The sequence below is a fragment of the Proteus sp. G4380 genome (assembly GCF_963885725.1).
GTDB classification, from domain to species: domain Bacteria; phylum Pseudomonadota; class Gammaproteobacteria; order Enterobacterales; family Enterobacteriaceae; genus Proteus; species Proteus mirabilis.
In genome coordinates, this window is the sequence record NZ_CAWPAV010000140.1 from 1 (window position 1) to 1,590 (window position 1,590).

Here is a 1,590-nt window from a genome sequence, read left to right on the forward strand (position 1 = left end):
AAGTTATTTAATATAATAATTGTTAATCGAAGTCCAGACTTTCATAGTGTGTCTTTTTTATCATAATATTTCGGACACTTAAAAATAATATGAAAAGAGTGTCTATTTATTCGATATTTTCAATTAATAGACACTTGTTGTCTGATAATGACTTAGGAGACATATTTTGCGCCTATTTGGTTATGCAAGGGTATCTACTAGCCAGCAATCTCTCGATACTCAAAAGAAAGCATTGATTGATGCCGGAGTGGCAAAGCATCGCTTATTTAGCGATAAAGGATCAGGAAGTCACATTAATCGTGATGGATTGCAGTTACTCAAAATTAAAGTTGAATGCGGTGATATTATTCTTGTGAAAAAACTCGACCGTCTCGGACGAGATACTGCGGATATGATTCAGTTGATAAAAGAATTCGATTCAATGGGTGTAGCTGTTCGATTTTTGGATGATGGTATAAGTACAGAAGGAACAATGGGAAAAATGGTGGTCACCATTTTATCCGCGGTGGCAGAAGCAGAAAGACAAAGAATTTTGGAACGAACAAATGAGGGCAGGCAAGAAGCTTTGCTCAAAGGGGTAAAATTTGGACGCAAGCGTTCAGTGGATCGCGAAAGAATTATTGAGCTAAAACGAAGTGGGTGGGGAGGAACCGCAATAGCCAAAGAAATGAAAGTAGCTCGTTCTACGGTTTATAAAATCTTGAATGAAGAAATATAAATGTAGTGTATGAGCAGTGACATAGCAGTAATGTAAAAGCAAACTAATAGACTGCAATGTGCCAGTAGAAAACGTTGCTAATTACGTTGTGTATTAAAAAATGAGAAAAACGATCATGCTTAGTACAAAAAGCACGAAAGACCAAAATAAAGGAATATGTATGAAGTGATTTAGTATATTGGATAATATTTTGGGTGTGGTTGCTTTAGGTGAAAAATAAAAAATCGAGAAAATTTAGCTAGTGCCAAAGTAATTTGGACACCGCCAGTCATCAGACCCACTACCACACTTATCATCCCTGCCCATACGGTTTCAATAAAACAAGATGCATATAGTACTATATGGCGGAATAATTTACTCATAAGCTTTTCCTTGCTGACGTAATCGTTAAGTAACACGTTGAAGTAACGGGTAAACACAATTATTAGGAGAGCTGTGATGAGGAATGTAGGCATAGGAATTGAATCTATGGATGCACTAGCTAAATTCACTCATAATGAACTGTACAGCATTGGATGGGAGTTGTAAATAAGTGTACCTCAAGAGTCAATTTTTAGATTTTATAACCGATAGAATAACAAATTTTAGGTATATACTAATGACTGTTATGAGGTGATATTTTAACTTCCCAAGCATACAGGAAGAGCTTAGAAGAGTTTATATTCGATAAATTAATAACCACGCTGAATCAAAAAATCTAAAAGTTCATATAGAGGAAATTTGTTTTGTTATACAAAGAAATCTCTAAAAAGAAAAACAAAAAAGTTAACGATGATGCTATCAAAACTTAAAGAAAGAATTATTTCAGCGTTTTCATAAGACTAAGAAAAAAGCAGAGCGAGATAGTCAGTTTGTAATGAAATAATTTTAAT

The 1,590-nt window shown here is 34.3% G+C and carries 1 protein-coding gene; it reads left to right on the forward strand.

Annotated elements, in window-relative coordinates; all coding sequences use genetic code 11:
* Window positions 1-166: 166 nt before the first annotated feature.
* On the forward strand, window positions 167-718 hold the full coding sequence (locus AACU98_RS12585) for a recombinase family protein (protein WP_049211887.1): 552 nt from the start codon (window positions 167-169) through the stop codon (window positions 716-718).
* Window positions 719-1,590 lie beyond the last annotated feature (872 nt).